The organism is Argonema galeatum A003/A1 (genome assembly GCF_023333595.1).
GTDB lineage: Bacteria > Cyanobacteriota > Cyanobacteriia > Cyanobacteriales > Aerosakkonemataceae > Argonema > Argonema galeatum.
On record NZ_JAIQZM010000006.1, the window covers coordinates 86858 to 106478 of the forward strand.

At 46.3% G+C, this 19621-nt stretch carries 11 protein-coding genes and 2 pseudogenes; 8 read left to right on the forward strand and 5 right to left on the reverse strand.

Translation table 11 applies throughout. The features are described from left to right. Positions 1–95: 95 nt before the first annotated feature. Complete coding sequence (locus LAY41_RS08895; RefSeq protein WP_249096580.1) at positions 96–419, reverse strand: YkvA family protein; 324 nt, start codon at positions 417–419, stop codon at positions 96–98. Between the two features lie 305 nt (positions 420–724). On the opposite strand from LAY41_RS08895, the gene LAY41_RS08900 reads away from it, so the two are divergent. The 3 genes from LAY41_RS08900 to LAY41_RS08910 all read left to right on the forward strand — a co-directional run bounded on the left by LAY41_RS08900 (position 725) and on the right by LAY41_RS08910 (position 3025). Continuing rightward, entirely contained in the window at positions 725–1510 is a 786-nt protein-coding gene (locus LAY41_RS08900; RefSeq protein WP_249096866.1) for a MotA/TolQ/ExbB proton channel family protein, read from the forward strand. 215 nt (positions 1511–1725) lie between these two features. Continuing rightward, on the forward strand, positions 1726–2442 hold the full coding sequence (locus LAY41_RS08905; RefSeq protein ID WP_249096584.1) for an ExbD/TolR family protein: 717 nt from the start codon (positions 1726–1728) through the stop codon (positions 2440–2442). Between the two features lie 187 nt (positions 2443–2629). Beyond that, positions 2630–3025, forward strand: coding sequence for a phage holin family protein (locus LAY41_RS08910; RefSeq protein ID WP_249096587.1), 396 nt, complete (start codon positions 2630–2632; stop codon positions 3023–3025). Between the two features lie 300 nt (positions 3026–3325). Here LAY41_RS08910 and LAY41_RS08915 read toward each other — a convergent pair whose 3' ends face one another. Then, positions 3326–5158, reverse strand: coding sequence for an aspartate kinase (locus LAY41_RS08915; protein ID WP_249096591.1), 1833 nt, complete (start codon positions 5156–5158; stop codon positions 3326–3328). A 231-nt stretch (positions 5159–5389) separates the two neighbouring features. Between LAY41_RS08915 and LAY41_RS08920 the strand changes: the two genes are divergently transcribed. Then, positions 5390–6607 (forward strand): RNA-guided endonuclease InsQ/TnpB family protein, encoded by a 1218-nt coding sequence (locus tag LAY41_RS08920; protein WP_249096594.1) that lies wholly within the window; start codon positions 5390–5392, stop codon positions 6605–6607. 103 nt (positions 6608–6710) lie between these two features. Here LAY41_RS08920 and LAY41_RS08925 read toward each other — a convergent pair whose 3' ends face one another. The 3 genes from LAY41_RS08925 to LAY41_RS08935 all read right to left on the reverse strand — a co-directional run bounded on the left by LAY41_RS08925 (position 6711) and on the right by LAY41_RS08935 (position 13034). Beyond that, positions 6711–8015 (reverse strand): sensor histidine kinase, encoded by a 1305-nt coding sequence (locus LAY41_RS08925; protein ID WP_249096596.1) that lies wholly within the window; start codon positions 8013–8015, stop codon positions 6711–6713. 608 nt (positions 8016–8623) lie between these two features. Continuing rightward, on the reverse strand, positions 8624–9946 hold the full coding sequence (locus LAY41_RS08930; protein ID WP_249096600.1) for a hybrid sensor histidine kinase/response regulator: 1323 nt from the start codon (positions 9944–9946) through the stop codon (positions 8624–8626). Between the two features lie 229 nt (positions 9947–10175). Then, on the reverse strand, positions 10176–13034 hold the full coding sequence (locus LAY41_RS08935) for an ATP-binding protein (protein WP_249096601.1): 2859 nt from the start codon (positions 13032–13034) through the stop codon (positions 10176–10178). A gap of 50 nt (positions 13035–13084) precedes the next feature. Between LAY41_RS08935 and LAY41_RS08940 the strand changes: the two genes are divergently transcribed. From LAY41_RS08940 to LAY41_RS08955, 4 genes and pseudogenes are all read left to right on the forward strand, one after another. Further along, positions 13085–13225: a hypothetical protein gene (locus LAY41_RS08940; protein ID WP_249096603.1), complete on the forward strand. Its 141-nt coding sequence runs from the start codon at positions 13085–13087 to the stop codon at positions 13223–13225. 64 nt (positions 13226–13289) lie between these two features. Next, positions 13290–13526 (forward strand): annotated as a pseudogene (locus tag LAY41_RS08945) (helix-turn-helix domain-containing protein); the annotation flags it as partial. A gap of 197 nt (positions 13527–13723) precedes the next feature. Then, a pseudogene (locus LAY41_RS08950) lies at positions 13724–14011 on the forward strand (RNA-guided endonuclease InsQ/TnpB family protein); the annotation flags it as partial. Positions 14012–14137: 126 nt separating this feature from the next. Then, positions 14138–19522: an ATP-binding protein gene (locus tag LAY41_RS08955; RefSeq protein WP_249096606.1), complete on the forward strand. Its 5385-nt coding sequence runs from the start codon at positions 14138–14140 to the stop codon at positions 19520–19522. Positions 19523–19621 lie beyond the last annotated feature (99 nt).

Below are 19621 nucleotides of genomic sequence, written 5' to 3' on the forward strand. Positions count from 1 at the left end.
CTAAGACCCAGCGGGAGAGAGAAAAAACTAGCATATTAGCAAGCGCGATCGCTTTCCGGCAATGGTATTATTCAGTTTTTTGATTTTTGTTGTTGCTATTTGACGGAAACCGCTTGCACGTCAACAACTTTATCTTCTACAGGCGATGCGCTATATGCGCTATCAGCAGAAGAGTTTTTAGTAGCGTTCTGACTTTGACGCAATTTGACGTTCTCGATCAACATCTGAGATACTTCTGAAACCAGCAATGCCATAATTGCCGCATCGTCAATTAGCCCCACAACGGGGATAAAGTCAGGTGCAATATCGATCGGGCTGAAAAGATAAGCCAAAGATCCTAAAATCAACCACCAGCGATACTTAGGATTGCGAATGGTGTTGCGATACCAGTTGTAAAGTGATTGGATTGAGAAGTTCATTTTTGTAGCCTCCGGTTACTTTTTATTGTGGCAAATACCACATCTAACTGTGGGTGCGGATATCCGCAATCAGCTTTGTTAGCCTAACCAAGAAGGGTTTGGAGACTTTTTTCAATATGAGAAAAGGTGATGACCGCACCTGCTGCGCCGCATTTCTTTACAATTAAGTTGCCCCAGACTCGTTACTGGCGATCGGGCCGACAGGACTAGCATAGCGACGAGGCTAAACGGAGGAAACGAAGACTGTGGACAATATTCTTAGAGTGATTTACAACCTAGAAATTTTTAGGGATGGCGGGCCAGCTATGTGGCCGTTGTTGGTACTGTCGATCCTGTCGCTGAGTGCGATCCTAGAACGTTTGTGGTTTTGGACAAGAATCTTGACTAGGGAAAGAGATATTGTCAACCGCGTGCTGGATGCTGCCAATCAAGATTGGGGAACTGCTACAGAAATTGCCAGACGATCGACCAATAAGCCCATCGGGCGGTTTCTTTATGCCCCCTTGCGGCTATCCCAACCCGAACCGGAAGTGTTTCGACTGGCCCTAGAAACGGCGGCAGAAGAAGAATTGGGTGATATGCGGCGGGGCGACAAAATCTTAGAAGCGGTGATTGCCCTCGCACCGCTACTGGGACTTTTTGGTACGGTTTGGGGTTTAATTGTCTCCCTGCGCGATCTTCGCATTAGCGATATAGGAACGACGGCAGCGTCTCAGGCAACATTGGGAATTGGTCAAGCGTTGATCGCTACAGCCAGCGGACTTGTGGTAGCGATTTTCAGTCTGGCATTCTACCGCTTGTTTCAAGTTTTCTTATTCAACCAAATCAAAATTTTTCGCAAGTCAGGGAATGAATTGGAGTTGCTTTACCGGCAGTTTTGGTCGCAATCACAAGCTGAGTATAGGCGTTATGCGATCGACAACAACAGCGTCACTCCCGATCTACCAAAAGCAAGAGTAGACAATTCTAACGATCTACCAAAATCAAAAGTAGACAATTCTAACGATCTACCAAAAGCAAGAGTAGACAGTTCTAACGATCTACCAAAACCAAAATTAGACAGATCTAATTCTGTTGAAAATCCCGATTAGTGTCCGTGCGGATGCCGTTTCGCTGCTAATGCAGCGCGGCAGAAATAACCCACCCGGAAAGAAGTAGTTAAATGCCTGACACTCAAAGAATTTTTGAATGAGTGAATGAGTGACTTCCGCGTAGTGGTACTAGGTTGTCCTTTAGCAGGATACCGCCCCTACCATGAAATTAATCGAACTCAACACCAGTACCTTTTCTTAACCCTACTTGCAGAATGAAGATTAACCTGGATTCCCCACCTGAAGAGATTCGGATTGAGATCATCCCCCTGATTGATGTCATTTTTTGTATCCTGACGTTTTTTATCCTGGCTGCTTTGCAATTCACTCGTCAGCAGGCGATTAGCGTTGATTTGCCCAAAGCCAGCAGCAGCACTACGACGTCGCAGACGCGCCAGATGTTAATTGTCAGCATCAATCCTTTTAATCAAATCTATGTAGAAAATCAACTGGTGATACCAGAGGAACTAGAACAAAAATTGCGGGAATATCGCCAGCAGAATCCCGATGGAATGATGGTTCTGTATGCTTCCAAGACGGCTTTTTACAACGATGTCGTGCAAGTTTTGGATAAGATGCGGCTGGTGGGAGGCGATCGCGTCGCTTTGGCAACCCTGCCCGATACGCCTGCACAAGTCCCCTCTTCCGATTCTTCGGTGCCCTCTACCACCCCTGGATTGACGCCCTATTCCCCCGGTATTAATCCCCCCTCTACGGTTACTCCAGGCTTGACACCCTACCCCGGCACAAATCCCCTCAATCCTTATAATCCCTCTAATCCTTATGCCACGCCCAACCCAGGGCTCAACCCCACTCTTCCCAATGGGGTGTTGACACCCACTGTACCGCCTTCTAGTGGCGTTCCCGAACCACCGGGTACAGCACCTACTCCTGGAACCTCAGCTACTCCCGGAAGGTCTAGAACTCCTTAGAACGGGCTAATATTCCTAAAGGTAGATGAATTATCGTGTTTTTTCAGCTATTTTTGCCTGGATATTAGTTTGTGAGAGGTAGTGAGATTTATATCGATTAGCAGAGGGAACCCTCGGATTGGCGAGTTAAGGTAATTATTGTGGGAGTTTATACCATGCCCTAACTTAAAATCGGAGGAATTTTAATATGGATTTCGTTGATATTTTGATTACTTGGCTGGTTACGGCTTCTAGTTTGCTGATTCTTACGAAGCTACCATTGGGAATTGAAATTGATAATCCAGGGCTAGCTTACATTTCGGCAGCAGTGTTGGGTATCGTAAATACTTTTATCAACTTCTTTGTTTTGACGATACCAAATTTCTTCACATTTGGCATCTACGGATTTTTAGTGAAGATTCTGACATTGGGTTTGTTTTCATTTGTTATCAATGTCATAGCCTTGACTGTAGCCGCTAGATTAGTGACCGGCTTTCGTTTGGAAAAAGGGATTGTGAGTGCTGTGTTCGTAGCGATCGCACTTTCCTTGATTAGCAGTTTGATTACAACTTTGGTAGTTGGACAGCCAGCAGCAATTGCTTAAATAGTTTTGAATTTTGAGTGTTGAGTTTTGAGTTAGTAGAGTGGAGCTAAAGTAGAGTTTTGAGTTGCCTAAAAAATTCCACCTTTTATCTGCGTTCATCTGCGTTCATCTGTCTTCATCTGCGGTAAAAACTTAACCAACGATAACAACAGACAATTTGATGGTATCGCTCATGTACTAACGATGCAACCGGACTTGATATGATATATGGTGTAGGGGCAATTCATGAATTGCCCCTACACCATATATCATTCATTTGTAGCAGAAATAAATCCAAACGAGATAACGAACCCTACTACTTTAAGCCGGAACTTGGATTTTCTGAGTACCGGCCAGATTAAAGGCGGCGTGGATTGCTTGCAAGGCGGTAATGCCTTGTTCTTCTGCCACAACGCAGCTAATTTTGATTTCTGAGGTGGCAATCATTTGAATATTGATTTGGTGTTTTGCCAGTGCCTCAAACAGACGCGCTGCAACGCCGGGTTGCCCCTCCATGCCGATGCCAACGGCGCTGACTTTGGCGATCGCATTATCAACTACAATCTCGCCGCATCCCCATTCTGAGACTACTTCCTCCAGAGTTTTCTTTGCCGCCTCAGCGTCACCTCGCACTACGGTAAAAGCAATATCCCGCCTGGGTGTACCATTGACGATGCGACAGCGCTGAGACTGGATGATTGTATCGACGCTAATATTTTGCTTAGCTAGTTGTTGGAATAACCGCGCTGCTGTGCCGGGACGATCGGGCACATGACGTAATGCTATACGCGCCTGCTTGAGATCCAGGGCGACGCCTCGCACTGGAGAGTGGGGAGTGGGGGAGTGGGGGAGTGGGGGAGTGGAGGAGTGGGGGAGTAGGGACTGAACTGGGGAACTGTTGACATCGAAGGCGGAACAAAGGATGGCAATAGCCCGATCGCAATCTGAGGCATCAATAACGCAGCTGACTTTCACTTCCGAGGTGGAAATCATTTGAATGTTGATACCAGCACTGGATAGAGTGGCAAACATTTGCGCTGCAACGCCGGGACGCCCGATCATACCCGCACCGGCGATACTGACTTTGGCAATTTGCCCATCTACAATTACTTCCGCTTCGTCTAGTTTTGGGCTGTTACCACGGAGGACAGGTGCGATCGCAGATGTCACTGCTTCGGCTTTTCTGAGGACGCCAATGCTTACAGTAAAGGCAATATCGTTAGTATTGCTTTCGTGAATTGACTGAATGATCAAGTCAACATCCAATTTTTGAGAGGCAATTTCCCCAAACAACCGCGCCGCAACTCCCGGACGATCGGGCACCCGCAGCAGCGCCACCTTAGCTTGATCTGTATCAAATTCCACCGCATCCACCGGGCGGACGAGTTCTAAATCTGACAAAGCTCGTTTTTGGCTTATTTGCGAGACTACCCAGGTGCCGGGATCGTCACTCCAGCTGGAACGCACCACTAAAGGCACGCCGTAGTTGCGGGCAATTTCCACCGATCGCGGATGCAGCACTTTAGCGCCCAAACTGGCTAATTCCAGCATTTCGTCACAGGTGATTTCCGACATTAGCTGGGCATCTGGGACAATGCGGGGGTCTGCTGTGAAAATACCCGGTACATCCGTGTAAATTTCGCAACAACTAGCGCCTAAAGCTGCCGCCAAGGCTACGGCTGAAGTGTCGGAACCGCCGCGACCCAGGGTAGTAATTTCCAATTCCTCAGTACTGGAGATGCCTTGGAATCCAGCTACCACAACTACTTTGCCTTGATCGAGGTGGCGATCGATGCGATCGGTCTCAATTCGCAGGATGCGGGCGCGGCTGTGTTCCGCTTCCGTGACGATGCCAACTTGGGCACCAGTAAGAGAAATCGCCGGTTGCCCCAACTCCTGTAAAGCCATACTGAGGAGAGCGATCGATACTTGTTCGCCGGTAGAAAGCAGCATATCCATCTCGCGGCGACTTGGCGAGCTGGAGATTTCGTAAGCTAATTTAACTAAACCGTCGGTAGTTTTGCCCATCGCAGAAACCACCACCACAACAGAATTGCCAGCTTGGGCTGTTTTCAAGACCCGCTGGGCTACTGCGGTGATGCGATCGATCGATCCAACCGAAGTACCACCGTATTTTTGGACAATGAGTGCCATAATTTTTTTCCCTCGCCTTCCTGCTTTCTCCTCAATCCATTGAAGCGCAAAACCTGTCAGGGTTCTGTGAGGCGTTGAACTTACCGAAAAACGAGAATCAGCCCCAGGCTTCAGACACGGGGATGTAAGCGGTTGCGGTTTTAACCGCAGTCAAATATTAAACTTTATTACCAAATGCCTATCCTTGCGCTGCCAATTATAGCGTAAAGATAGGTAAATTAGGTCGATACCATGATAACCTACGAGTTCAAAATCAAAGGGAAAGAGCCGCAATATCGCGCTATCGATGAAGCAATCCGCACATCACAATTTATCAGAAATAAATGCCTACGTTTCTGGATAGACAACAAAGGCGTAAACAAATACAACCTGAGCGCCTACTGTGCGGTACTGGCCAAAGAATTTCCCTTTGCTAACGAACTCAACTCGACGGCTAGACAAGCCTCCGCAGAACGTTGTTGGGCTGGAATTACAAGGTTTTTCGATAACTGCAAGAAGAAAATAGCAGGCAAAAAAGGCTTCCCCCGATTCAAGAAAAACCAACGGTCTGTAGAGTATAAAAAGTCGGGATGGAAACTTACGGAAGATAGGAAAAGGATAACCTTTACTGACAAGAAATGGATTGGTTCGTTCAAACTAATCGGCACTTACGACTTGCATTTTTATCAAGTCGAACAAATTCAACGGGTAAGATTAGTCAAAAGAGCCGATGGTTATTATTGTCAGTTTGGCATTCAAGCCGAAAATACTCAGGAGGTAGAACCCACAGGTAAATCTATCGGTTTAGATGTAGGATTAAACCATTTCTATACCGACAGCAGCGGGGCTAAAATAGACAACCCTCGCTACTTGAGGAAATCCGAACGAAGATTGAAGAGGTTGCAGCGTCAAGTCTCTAAAAAGGTTAAAGGCTCTAACAATAGGAAGAAAGCTATTAACCGTTTAGGTAGAAAACACTTGAGGGTTTCTCGCCAACGCAAAGACTTTGTTGTGAAATTAGCAAGGTGCGTGGTGATATCTAACGATATCGTGGCGTTTGAAGACCTGAAAGTGCGAAACATGGTAAAAAATCATCATTTAGCCAAGTCCATTAGCGATGCTGCCTGGTCGCAATTCAGGGAATGGATACAGTATTTTGCGCTGAAATTTGGTAAAGTTGCTGTTGCTGTTCCCCCTCACTTCACCAGCCAGAATTGTTCAGGTTGTGGGCAGATAGTCAAAAAATCCCTGTCTATTCGTACTCACGCTTGTAAATGCGGAGTTATTTTAGATAGGGATGAGAATGCCGCTATCAATATTTTGATTAAGGCATTAAAGTTGCTTGGCTATATCTCAAATACGGTAGGGCATACCGAAATCAACGCTTGTGGAGAGATGCTCCTCTACTTAAATCTGGAAACGGCTTTTAAGCAAGAGCGCTCGGTGAAGCAAGAATCCCCGTCCCTTTAGGGCTGGGGAGTGTCAACAGACTACATTTACCAATTTTGCAAACAAATATTTAAACATCAGGGCGGAAGCGATAATTCCCGATCAATTTGACTAAAAATCTGGTTTAATCGATCGGCAAAGCGATCGCAAATTCTGTGCCTTGCCCCACTTCAGATGTAAAACTGATTCGTCCCTTGTGTTTTTCCTCCACAATTTGACGACCAATGGATAATCCCAAGCCTGTACCTCTTCCAAAAGCTTTCGTTGTGAACAACTCGTTAAACGCCTTCTGCTGTACCTCAGCCGACATACCAATCCCGTTATCAGCAATGCGAATGACGGCGTATCCATCAACCAGGGCTGTTTGAATCCGAATCTGAGGTTTGGCAGTTAGAGACTCTTCTAGGGCGTCTATTGCATTGGCGAGAATATTCATGAACACTTGGTTGAGCAGCCCTGGATAACACTCTATCTCAAGCAGTCCGCCATAGTCCTCAATGACTTCAATTTCAGGGCGCGAACCCGCAGCTTTCAAACGATGACGCAAAATGGTTAGGGTACTGTCCAATCCGTCGTGCAGATTGACCCGCACTTTGGTTCTTGCATCAAAACGCGAAAAATTTCGCAAAGCAATCGAGATGTCCTTGATTCGATCGGCGCTCAACTTCATTGAGTTTAGCAGCTTTGGCAAATCTGACAACGAAAACTCAAGATCGAGATCTCCCAGCTTTTCCTCTAGTTTTGAGGTGGCTTCGGGATAGAACTGCTGATAAAATTCAATTGCTTTCGTGAGGTTAGTTACGTACTCAAACGCTGGAGCGAGGTTACTAGCAATACATCCGATCGGATTATTCAGTTCGTGAGCGACCCCAGCAACCAATTGCCCCAAGGCTGACATTTTCTCATTCTGAACCAGTTGGAGTTGGAATTGTTGTAAATCTTGAAAAGCTTGGGAGAGTTGAGCGGTTCTTTCTGCTACGCGCTGTTCGAGTGCCTCATTCCCCTGCTTTAGTTGCGCGTTCCTTTCTTGTAGCGTTTTAGTAAGGTGTCGCAGTTGCAAATGAACGTTGACTCTGGCGATAACTTCCTCTTGTTCAAAGGGTTTAGTGATGTAGTCTACTGCACCCAAGGATAGTCCCTTTACCTTACTGTCGGCATCTGCCATCGCCGTCATGAAGATGACTGGAATAACTTGAGTTAATGGATTGGCTTTCAAACAAGTACAAGTTTCAAAGCCATCCATACCAGGCATTTGTATATCCAGCAAAATCAATTCTGGAGACTGCTGCTGAGCAATGTTGATAGCAGTTGCTCCATCCATCGCCATCCGAACTTTCAAACCAACCTGTTTGAGCGCCTGAGACAATACGGATAGGTTAGTTGCGTTATCGTCTACAATCAAAATAAATCCAGTCGATCGGTCATTCATAGCCTATTAAGAATTGCTGGTTAAAAATTACAGCGGGTGGATGAAAAATGAGGATGTTATGAGTTTGGGATGAATTGTTTGGTAAACCAATATTCCAGAGCTTGCTTGGCTCTGATATTAAGTCTTTCGGCTTTGTGCCGAGTGGTGAGGAAGTACATGAGTGCTTAAAGTCTATAGCTGGTAAGAGTTTTCTCTCAGTGATTAACCAAAGAGAATAAGGGGGTTTTAGAGGCGGATTTGGTATGAGAAGTATTTTTTATATTAAAGCTGCACTCCTTCCGTGGCTAGATATAAGCGTGTTTTAGTCCAATTGTAGTTGCACATTTTTAATTAATAATCTGATATCTATGATACACAATTATTTAAATTTTTCGCAAAAATACGGAATCGGCAAGGATTACCCCTCTTATCTTGACCTATTGTAGAGACGTTTCAGGAAACGTCTCTACAATGTTCTGGGTTATAATTGGGGTAATCAACCTGGATTCTGTATAAGAAGCGATCGCATCTGTCCTGCTACACCTTAAATCCTGATAAGCCTTGAAAACACCAACTCTCAAAAAGTGTTGAGTGCAATTAATTTTAATTTTTTACTCAGCACTAAAGCCTCAGCACTCAGGACTATTCAACTCATCAGATTTAAGCGGTTTGATAGGAATTTCAATGATAAATTCCGCACCCTCAAAAGGTGCCGAAATGCAACTGAGTTGGCCGAGATGTTTTTCTACTACAATTTGGTAGCTAATAGCTAAACCCAGGCCCGTACCGCTACCCACTGGTTTCGTTGTAAAGAAGGGGTTAAATATGTCTGGTAGCACCTCTTGGGTCATGCCGACACCATTATCTGCGATTTTTATTTTCACAAATTTAGAGCAAGTTTGCTCTGTACTAATGCGTATACAAACTGCCAAAGAAGTGTCACGATTATGAGCTTCTTCTAAGGAATCGATCGCATTATTTAAAATATTAAAAAAAACTTGGTTTAACTGAGAAGCATAACAAGTGATTGTGGGCAATTTACCATACTCTTTAATCACGTTAATATCGCTAATTCCTTTTTTTACTTTGAGACGATGCTGCAAAATTAGCAGGCTGCTTTCAATACCTTCATGAATGTCTATAGCCTTCATTTCGGATTCATCAAGGCGTGAGAAAGTTCGCAAACTTAGGACAATTTGGCGGATGCGTTTAGCTCCTTCCTGCATGGAGACAAATAGTTTTTGTATATCTGTAGTAAGAAAGTCTAAATCCATGTCTTCTGTCGTTTTCAGGAGTTTTTCCGTAAGGTGAGGATATTCGTGTTGATAAATCTTAATTAGATTAAGCAAATCTTGTACATACTCATTGGCATGAGCAATGTTACCGTATATAAAAGTGATAGGATTGTTAATTTCATGAGCAATTCCTGCTACTATCTGGCCTAAACCAGACATTTTTTCTGCCAAAATCAGTTGAGCTTGAGTGCGTTTCAATTCCTGCATTGCTTGTTCGATATGTAGATTTTTTTCGTCTAATTGCTGCGACCTGTCTTCTAAAGCTTTAGTGAGGTGCCGCAGTTGCAAATGAATATTAACTCTGGCAATAACTTCCTGTTCTTCAAATGGTTTGGTGATGTAGTCCACTGCACCCAAGGAGAGTCCTTTCACCTTACTCTCAGAATCTGCCAGCGCCGTCATAAAAATGACTGGAATGGATTGAGTTGATGGATTTGCTTTTAAGAGAGTACAAGTTTCAAAGCCATCTATACCGGGCATCATCACATCCAGTAAAATTAATTCTGGAGTTTGTTGCTGGGCAATGTTGATGGCAGTTGTTCCATCCATTGCCATGCGAACTTTCAAACCAATTTGTTTGAGAGCTTGAGACAATATGGATAGGTTAGTTGAGTTATCATCTACGATCAAAATGAATCCAGTCGCTCGGTCATTCATAGCTGCCTAAAAACTACTGTTAAAAAGTTCAGGAGTGCAACGAAAGCCTGGGTGAGTGCTGAGTGCTATAGCTAGGGACTAGGGGCTAGGGGCTAGGGACTAGGGACTAGGGACTAGGGAAGAGGGAAGAGAGAAAAGGGTTACGGAGTAAGGGATTGAAGGTGAGAAGTAAGAGTTGGAGTTGTCCTAAACGACGAGAGCGGTTGCTATAACTACTGAGTTCGGTAAGTTAGGAGTTGGGGAGGAACTCTTTGATAAAAGTTGTTAGTGAGTTTAGTTCGCAGCTTTCAGCAAGTTCTGAAAGCTTTTGAGCAAAAGGTACAAGTTTAGGATCGGCTTGTTTGAGTTGCTCGGCTAACTCTACAATTCCATCCAAATCTCCCATTTGGGCTAGTTGGTTGAGGTGCTGCAAGATGTCTGCTGAAGGACGTGCGATCGCGTCAGGCTCTATATCTTCACCAGCGTTAGGTTTTGTATCTGGATGTTCGATATTGGTGTCATAAAGCCATTTTAGTTCGAGGTATTTTTGGATTAATAGAAATAGGTTTTCTGCATCAAGCGGTTTTGGTAAGAACTCATTCGCACCAGCATCAACGCTTTTGAACTGATCGGCTTCAAAGACACTTGCAGAAGATGCGATCGCAGGAGTATCTTTAAACTCTGATAACCGTCGTAACCGTCTGAGCATTTCAAAGCCATCCATCACAGGCATTACCAAATCGGTGATAATCAGATCGGGATGAATCATCGCGGCTTTGTCTAGCCCTTCCTCACCGTTAGTAGCTTCAATCACCTCAAAGCCGATCGGTTCGAGCAAACTTACCAAGACAGAGCGATTTTCCCAACGATCGTCGATCGCCAGAATTTTACGCATTGGCCCTTGATAGCCGACGATCGTACCATGCTGGACTGTTCTGGAGGAGTCTGCCCAGTTTTGGGCTTCTGGCAATTCTACATCAAACCAGAAGGTGCTGCTTTTGCCAAATTCGCTTTGCACCTCCAGCGCACTCCCCATAAGTGAGACAATTTTTTGAGTAATTGCCAATCCCAACCCCGTTCCTTCTGCTTGTTTCTTAGCATCTCCAACTTGTTCAAACGGCAGGAATATTTTATCTAACTGCTCCGGTTTCATCCCAACTCCGGTATCTTCAATTATGAAGCGAATTTGCCACATAGTGCTATAAGGCAACGACTCCTGTTGGGGTAAAGTACAATATAGCCCTTGTACTTTTGATGTCGCTTTGACCCGAAGTGTCACGCTGCCTTTATCGGTGAATTTGACAGCATTTCCCAGCAGATTGATCAATACTTGGCGCAGACGTTTTTCATCAGCTTGAATGCCTGTTGGTAAATCTCCATCGGGTTGGTAAATGAAGCTAATTCCTTTTTGCTCGGCACGAATTCTACACATTTCGGCAATGCCTTGCAGAAAGGACGGAAAATGAAAAGCACTCTTGTTGAGTTCCATTTTCCGGGCTTCAATTTTGGACAGGTCGAGGATATCGTTGATCAGCATCAACAAGTGAGAGCCGCATTGATGGATAATGCCGATACCTTTGCGCCCCTTTTCTGTCATCGGTTCAGTGCGTTGAAGAATTTGGGTATAACCGAGAATGCCGTTGAGTGGTGTGCGTAACTCATGGCTCATGTTGGCTAGGAATTCACTCTTGGCTTTGTTAGCGCTGTCAGCGAATTCTTTGGCGTATTTAAGTTCGGCGGTGCGTTCTTCTACTCGAAGTTCGAGTTCTTGATTTGTTTTTTCTAAAGCGGTGAAGGAGTCCCGTAATTGCTGTGCCATGCGGTTGAATGATTGGGCAAGGATACCCAGTTCTTTGACTTCGGAGGCTTCGACATTTTGGTCGATTTCTCCCTGTGCGATCGCTTCTGATGCCTGACTCAGCCGCCAAATTGGTCTGGCAATCCAGCGTGAGGTATAGATACCCAAAACGGTTGCCAGACCCAATGCACCTAAGCATAACAAAATAGTGTTGAATGTATTAGCATTAATTTGCGCCATGAAGTCTGATTCGGGCATGGCGATGACAACCAACCAATCGAGTCCCCATTCATCTTGCCAAGGTGTGACCTGTACAAACTGGCGTTGACCCTTCAGCATGAACTCTATCTGCTGGCTATTTTGGATAGTTTTGAGATCGCGGTAATGTTTAATTAGATATTGAGATGTAGCTTGAATTAAAGTGTCCTTACTTTCAAAACCCCTCAATCGCTGTGGCTTCCCATTCGTAACTGTAAATACCGGAACATCGCTGGAACTGGCGACTAAAAAATTATTGCGTTCTAGGATAAAAGTTTTACTATGTTGGCTAACTTTAATTTCTCGAAGAAAGTCACTAATTTGGGAAAGTCGCTGTTCAACACCGACACTACCGATTAGCTTACCGAATGCGCCATAAATGGGTCGGCTAGTGGCGATCGAGAGCGGATAACCATTGGTTTCCCACTGATAAATTTCGCTCCATCCCGGCTTTCCGGTTTCAACTCCTTTGGCATACCACCCTTCTTTCTGATATTGATATTTTTTTGTTATTTCAAATAGTTGGATTGGCTTACCTTGCGCGTTGGTTGCATAATTGTACAGATCGGGATTTCTATAGCGATTGGGTAAAACAAGACTGATGTCCGGGTTGCCGTGGTTGGGAATTGTCGCTTCGCGATAGTAGCCTGATGCAATAAAATCTCCCTTTTTAGATCCGTAAAGGATATAACCGACGTTGTAAGTTTTTACTTGTTTGTAGAAGAATTGAACCAGTCGATCGGCATCTTGCGGATTGAGCAATCCCATGTCAATTTGTTCGCCGTTAATTTGAGTGAGATAGCGAGTAGCCGCTGCATAGCTATCGAGGTGTTGGTCGATTCGATCGCTGACTTCAGTTTGCAATTTACCTGCAAGTTCGTTCACCGCTTTTTGTCCGTTCCGCAGCGATAGGTATCCGGTCAGTCCCACAGCCGCAAAAATTTGTACGATGAATGGAACAACCAGAACAGTGCGGAGAGGAATTTTACTGGAGGTTTTGGCAGACGGATGGGTTATGGACTTAGAAGGCATGGCACTGAGATTGAGAATCATCTATCATAAGACCTATATCTTATGCTTCCCCAATATAGTTCGGAATTACCTTGTGCTGTGAAAAATTTGTGGCGATCGCTATTGACCCCAGCTATCTCAGTGTAACAAGCGTATTATCCTCTTCGGCGGAGCGATCGCAAACAACAGCCCGCTTAGTTGCACAGAAACCAGGCATTTATCGAGACGCTTGACAGGATCTGATTCCTAATCGCCATTTTTTAGGATAAAATTGAACATCACGGCACAACACGGACAATGCTCAGATCCTTTAAAACCAAACTGAAGCTTTGCGACCGACAAGGCACTCTCATGGCCCGACACGCAGGCTACAGTCGGTGGATCTACAACTGGGCTATAAGATTGTGGGGTGAAGCCTATAAAGCTGGCCTAAAACCATCTGCCAACAAACTAAAAAAATTCTTCACCAACCACATCAAGCCACTTTACCCCTGGATGAACGAATTGTCCTCAAAAGTATACCAATATACTTTTGGCTCTTCCGTACTTAGTGTGCCAAATTATTAGTTTTTTGGTGCCTTACACCTTAGCTGGCTGGGATTTCAAAGCGATCGTCCCCAAAGCCGCATACCATAGAGCAAGCTAATGGTGGAAATAATCTCAAAGCCTTACCTAGCAAAGTTTTGAGGATAAATTTAAGTTAATTTAGCACACTAAGTACGGAAGAGCCGAATGTGTCGGGAATTATGAAAAATCACTCTCTAGCAGGGGCAATTGCTGATGCGGGATTTTCCGAATTTGGGCGGCAACTAGAATATAAGTGTGCCTGGTATGGGAGTGAATTAATTGTAGCGTCAAGATGGTATCCATCTAGTCAACTATGTAGTTCTTGTCATCATCAGCAATTCCTGTCGCTGTCCGTGAGGGTTTTTAAGTGTTTTAAGTGTGGGTTTGAGATCGATCGAGATTTAAACGCCTCGATCAATCTGGAGAACTATCCGTACACTGCCGTTGGCTAAACGGTGGAAGCCTGTGGAGGGTTAATTGCTCCGATGCCCCCGATGAATCAGGAAGTAAACTTCAAGCTGTTCAGGTTTATACCTTAATGTCTGGCTTTGTATCAGTTTTATGTAGCAGGTTGGCACATGGATCTTTCGCCCGAACCCGTAAAGGCAACTTTAGTGGATGAAATTTTCCCCGATGGCGGGGAGATGGGTCAACTTATGCGATCGCGCGACTGGTCTGCCACTCCCCTTGGCCCTGCGGACAACTGGCCGCAGAGTTTGCGGACATCGGTCAGCATCTGTTTGGCATCCCGCTTCCCCATACTCATCTGGTGGGGGCCAGAACTCATCAAAATCTACAACGATGCCTATCGCCCCATCCTGGGGGCCACAAAACACCCTCAAGCCTTGGGACAGCCAGGACGGGATTGCTGGCCGGAGATTTGGGACATTATCGGCCCGATGCTAGAAGGCGTCAGAGAAGAGGGTAAAGCTACCTGGTCTGACGATAGTATGCTGCCCCTCGATCGCAACGGTTTCGTAGAGGAATGTTACTTCACCTTTTCTTATAGTCCGATTCGGGATGAAACGGGCGCTGTCGGTGGTGTGTTCACTGCCGTTACGGAAACTACGCGCAGGGTGCTGGGAGAACGGCGTTTGCAGACATTGCGCGACCTAGCGGCAAACACCACCGAGGCGAAAACTGTTGAAGAAGCTTGTGCTTTAGCTGCCAACACTTTAGTTAATAACACCGCCGATATTCCCTTTGCCTTACTTTATTTGCTGGATGCAAATAGTTCCGGCGCTACTTTGGCCGCAACAACTGGTTGTAAAGACTCTTTTTGCGAAAGCTTAGGTTTTACCGCAGATGAAGAAGATAAACCCATTGCGAAACTGCTAGCGCAGGTGGCACAGACAAACCAAGCTCAGTTATTGCATATTTCCGATCTAAAATTGCCAATTGAACCGGGAAAACTTCAATCTCAAATCTCAAATCTCAAATCTCAAATTCAATCCGTACTGATATTACCAGTAGCGCGAGCCGGAAAAGACAGGCCAGCAGGAATACTGGTAGCCGGTATCAGTCCATTTTTAAGCCTTGATGAAGACTATCGTGGATTTTTCGAGCTAGTCGCCGGACAGGTTGCCAGCGCAGTAGCCAATGCAAGTGCCTACGAAGAAGAACGCCAGCGATCGGAAGCCCTGGCAGAATTATATCGAGCCAAGACAGCCTTTTTCAGCAATGTCAGCCACGAGTTTCGCACCCCGCTGACCCTGTTGCTTAGCCCGGTTGAAGATGCTTTGGCAGATACTGAAAATTTACTGCCGACAATGCAGCGCGATCGCGTTGAGATTGTCCACCGCAACAGTTTGCGTCTGCTCAAGCTAGTCAATACCCTGCTCGACTTTTCCCGCATTGAAGCAGGAAGGGAAGAAGCTGTCTGCGAACCGATTGACTTAGCCGCCTTCACCGCAGAACTGGCAAGCGTATGGCGATCGACTATAGAAAAAGCCGGATTGCGCCTGATAGTAAAATGTCCCACTTTGTCAGAACCTGTGTACGCAGACAGGGAAATGTGGGAAAAAATCGTTTTTAACCTAATTTCTAACGCTTTTAAATTTACTTTTGCAGGTGAAATCTCGGTAACCTTACGCGCTTGCGCCTCTAGCGTCGAGCTGGAAGTGGGAGACACGGGTACTGGCATCCCGCCAGAAGAACTTCCCCATCTTTTCGAGCGATTCCACCGCGTGCGGGGTGCGGCATCGCGCACCCATGAAGGAACCGGCATTGGTTTAGCCTTGGTACAGGAGTTAGTTCGGTTGCACGGTGGAACTGTGCAGGTAGCCAGCATTGTTGGTGAAGGTACAACCTTTACGGTATCGATTCCCACTTGGTTGTCATCAAAAACAGTTGGTGATGAAGAGGGCAGGGGGGACAGGGGGAGCGGGGGAGCGGGGGAGCGGGGGAGCGGGGAGGAAAAGGAGGACTCTTTGTGCCAACCAACTACATTAGACCGCACCCTAAGAAGCGGAAGAAGGGGCGCTGAGGGTCAATCCAAAATCCAAAATCCAAAATCCAAAATTTCATATCCCCTGGGTGCTGCCCCCTACATCGAAGAGGCATCGCGATGGTTGGTGGAAGAAGCGATTGAGCAAACGGGCTTCAAAACTCAAAACTCTAAGAATCCCCGCATCCTCCTGGCTGATGACAATGCAGATATGCGAGATTATGTCAAGCGCCTGCTAGAGCAAAGCTACGAAGTGGAAACAGTGGCAGATGGAGCTGCGGCTTTAGTTGCGGCGATCGATCGCATCCCAGACTTGGTGCTTACCGATGTAATGATGCCGGGGTTAGACGGCTTCGAGTTGCTGCGCCAGTTGCGTGCCGATCCCCGCACAAGAGAAGTACCGATAATTCTTCTATCCGCTCGCGCTGGGGAAGAATCTCGCGTTGAGGGGCTAGAAGCGGGAGCGGATGACTACCTGATCAAGCCCTTTTCTGCGCGTGAGTTGGTTGCCCGTGTAGATGCCAATTTGAAGATGGCGCGTATTCGCAGAGAGGCGGCAGTGAGGGAGCGTGCTGCCCGCATAGAAGCCGAAGCCGCACAGGAAAAAGTATCTCACATTCTGGAAAGTATTGGCGACGGATTTGTGGCGTTCGATCGCGAATGGCGATACACCTATTTAAACAAGAAAGCAACGGAACTTATCCGCAAATCTCAGGAAGAATTGCTTGGTAAGAGTATATGGGAAGTGTTTCCAGACGCGATCGGCAGCAAATATTATACTGAGCTTCATCGAGCTAGAGCCGAGCAAATTCCTGTACATTTTGAGTATTACTATCCACCTTTAGATAGTTGGTTTGAAAACGACGCCTATCCCACCGCCGACGGAATTTCTGTTTTTGGTCGCGACATCAGCGATCGCAAACGAGCCCAAGCCGAACGAGAACAAATGATTAAGCTCCTAGAAAGCGAGCAGGCGCTCTTAGAAGCAGTATTGCAGCAGATGCCAGCCGCTGCGATCGTTGCCGAAGCTCCTTCAGGAAAGCTACTGCTTGGCAATAAGTTGGTGGAAAAGATTTGGCGTCAGCCTTTCCTAGAAGCAGATACGATTGAGCAATACCGAATTTATCAGGGTTTCCACCTTGATGGGCAACCTTACGAAGCCGAAGAATGGCCTTTAGCGCGTTCTATTAGGAATGGTGAAGTAGTAACGGAAGAGGAGATTAATTTTCAGCGCGGTGATGGCAGTTACGGTACGATGCGCGTCAGTTCTACCCCAATTTACAACTACGAAGGATCGATCGTTGCCGGAGTGATGACTTTTTACGATATCACCTCTAGCAAACGAGCAAAAGAAGAACTCAGAGCAAGTGAGGAAAAATTCAGAACTCTCGTTAATTCCATGCAGGATATCGTCTTCACTTTGGATCGAGAACAACGCTTTACAGGCGTGTTTGGTTCTTGGTTGGAGAGAACTAACTTTCAGGCGGAATTCTTTTTGGGTAAAACGCCACAGGAGATTTATGATTTGCCAAGTTCAGATTTGAGATTGCCGCAATCTGAAATTTCAAATCTAAAATTACCGGCGGCTATTCACGAAGCAAGTCACAAAAAAGCGCTTTCTGGAGAAACGGTTGTTTATGAGTGGTTATTTCAAAGCGTTAACGGCACCGAATACTGTCAGACTTCCCTATCGCCGCTGCGAGATGCCAACGGGGATATTATTGGAGTAGTTGGAGTGGGGCGCGATATTACTCAACTGCATCGCGGCAAGGAAGTGCAACGTTTTCTTGCCGAAGCTAGCAAAGTGCTGACAGCAACGCTTGATTACGAGACGACGCTCAAGAGTGTAGCGCGTCTGGCAGTGCCTTATTTGGCTGACTACTGCGTTATTTTCGTGTTGGAGGAGGAGGATCGGATTCGCCGAGTGGCAGTTGCCCACAGAGATGCGGCAAAAGAGGCTCTGCTCAAGGAACTGCAAGCGTACCCGCTCGACCTCAATTCGCAAGCTCCCGTTGCTCAGGTGCTGCGTAAGCGTCAGCCGTTGCTTGTTCAGGAGGTTTCTGATTCCATCTTGGAGGCTATTAGCTGCGAGGTTAACCAGGATCGCATCCTGCGTGAACTCGATCCGAAATCGTTGGTGATAGTGCCTCTTGTGGCGCGGGGGCAAATGCTGGGTGCGATCGGTTTTACTTATGCAGAATCTGGACGTCGCTATCAGCAAAGCGATCTAGCTTTGGCTGAAGATCTAGCCTACCGCGCTGCTTTAGCTTTCTCTCTAGCACAGCTCTACCGCAAATCTCAAGAGGCGAATCGCATTAAAGATGAGTTTCTGGCAATTGTGTCTCACGAATTGCGGACGCCTTTGAATGCGATACTGGGTTGGGCAACTTTGCTGCGTACCCGCAAGTTTGATGAAGCAAGGACGGCGAGCGCTCTGGAGACGATCGAACGCAATGCGCGATCGCAAAGTCAGCTGATTGAAGATCTTTTGGATGTCTCGCGAATGCTGCGGGACAAACTCTCCCTAAATCTCCGCACCCTCGACCTTGTTACGGTGATCGAGGCAGCTACCGAAGCTGTACGTCCAACAGCTCAGAACAATAATATCGAACTGAAATTAATATTGTGCGATCGGGGTTGTTTAGTCTCCGCTGATTTCAATCGCTTGCAGCAAGTTGTGTGGAATTTGCTCTCCAATGCGATTAAGTTTACACCCTCTGGGGGACAGGTGGAGATTCGACTGTCAATTAATTTTGGATTGGAAGATACCGCATTACAATCGAATATCGTCGCATCAAAAGAACAACCTACTAATCCAAAATCGCCTTATGCCCAAATCACAGTAAGCGATACTGGCAAAGGCATTAGTCCCAATTTTCTGCCTTATGTGTTCGATCGCTTTCGCCAAGCCGATAGTACAACGACAAGGGAACAAGGAGGGCTGGGATTGGGATTGGCAATTGTGCGTCACTTGGTAGATCTGCACGGCGGTACTGTCTGTGCGGCTAGCGATGGAGAAGGAAAGGGTGCGACTTTCACAGTGAAACTACCACTGCTTCAAGGGATTGAGGATCGGCGATTGAGCATTGAGAACTTCCCAGTCCCCAGTCCCCAGTCCCCAGTCCCCAGTCCCCTCTCTGGTTTGCAGGTACTTGTTGTTGATGACGAAGCCGATACGCGAGATTTCCTGACTACAGCACTCGAAGAGTATGGGGCTAAGGTAATGGCTGCGGACTCGACGGAATCGGCGCTGGAAGCATTGCAGGAGTGGAAGGCAAATGTACTGGTAAGCGATATCGGGATGCCCGGTGAGGATGGTTATGCTCTCATCCGCAAGCTGAGAGCCTTGGAGTCGGAGCGTGGGGGATCGCTTCCGGCTGTAGCGCTGACGGCATATGCGATGGAAAAAGACCGGATCGAGGCTCTGGATGCGGGTTTTCAGAGGCATTTGTCGAAGCCGATCGATCCTATTGAGTTGGTGAGTGCGATCGAACAACTTGTGAAAACTAAAAGTTAGAATTTGTCATTGTTCATTAGTCATTGGTTAATGGAAAATACCAATAACTTTTAACTAATGACCAATCCCCAGGCCGAGTAAAATAGATATAGAAGAGTC

Excerpts from the sequence above, each read along its gene's own strand:
- LAY41_RS08895 (WP_249096580.1), bottom strand. The coding sequence starts at position 419 with ATGAACTTCTCAATCCAATCACTTTACAACTGGTATCGCAACACCATT.
- LAY41_RS08900 (WP_249096866.1), top strand. The coding sequence starts at position 725 with ATGTGGCCGTTGTTGGTACTGTCGATCCTGTCGCTGAGTGCGATCCTA.
- LAY41_RS08905 (WP_249096584.1), top strand. The coding sequence starts at position 1,726 with ATGAAGATTAACCTGGATTCCCCACCTGAAGAGATTCGGATTGAGATC.
- LAY41_RS08910 (WP_249096587.1), top strand. The coding sequence starts at position 2,630 with ATGGATTTCGTTGATATTTTGATTACTTGGCTGGTTACGGCTTCTAGT.
- LAY41_RS08915 (WP_249096591.1), bottom strand. The coding sequence starts at position 5,158 with ATGGCACTCATTGTCCAAAAATACGGTGGTACTTCGGTTGGATCGATC.
- LAY41_RS08920 (WP_249096594.1), top strand. The coding sequence starts at position 5,390 with ATGATAACCTACGAGTTCAAAATCAAAGGGAAAGAGCCGCAATATCGC.
- LAY41_RS08925 (WP_249096596.1), bottom strand. The coding sequence starts at position 8,015 with ATGAATGACCGATCGACTGGATTTATTTTGATTGTAGACGATAACGCA.
- LAY41_RS08930 (WP_249096600.1), bottom strand. The coding sequence starts at position 9,946 with ATGAATGACCGAGCGACTGGATTCATTTTGATCGTAGATGATAACTCA.
- LAY41_RS08935 (WP_249096601.1), bottom strand. The coding sequence starts at position 13,034 with ATGATTCTCAATCTCAGTGCCATGCCTTCTAAGTCCATAACCCATCCG.
- LAY41_RS08955 (WP_249096606.1), top strand. The coding sequence starts at position 14,138 with ATGGATCTTTCGCCCGAACCCGTAAAGGCAACTTTAGTGGATGAAATT.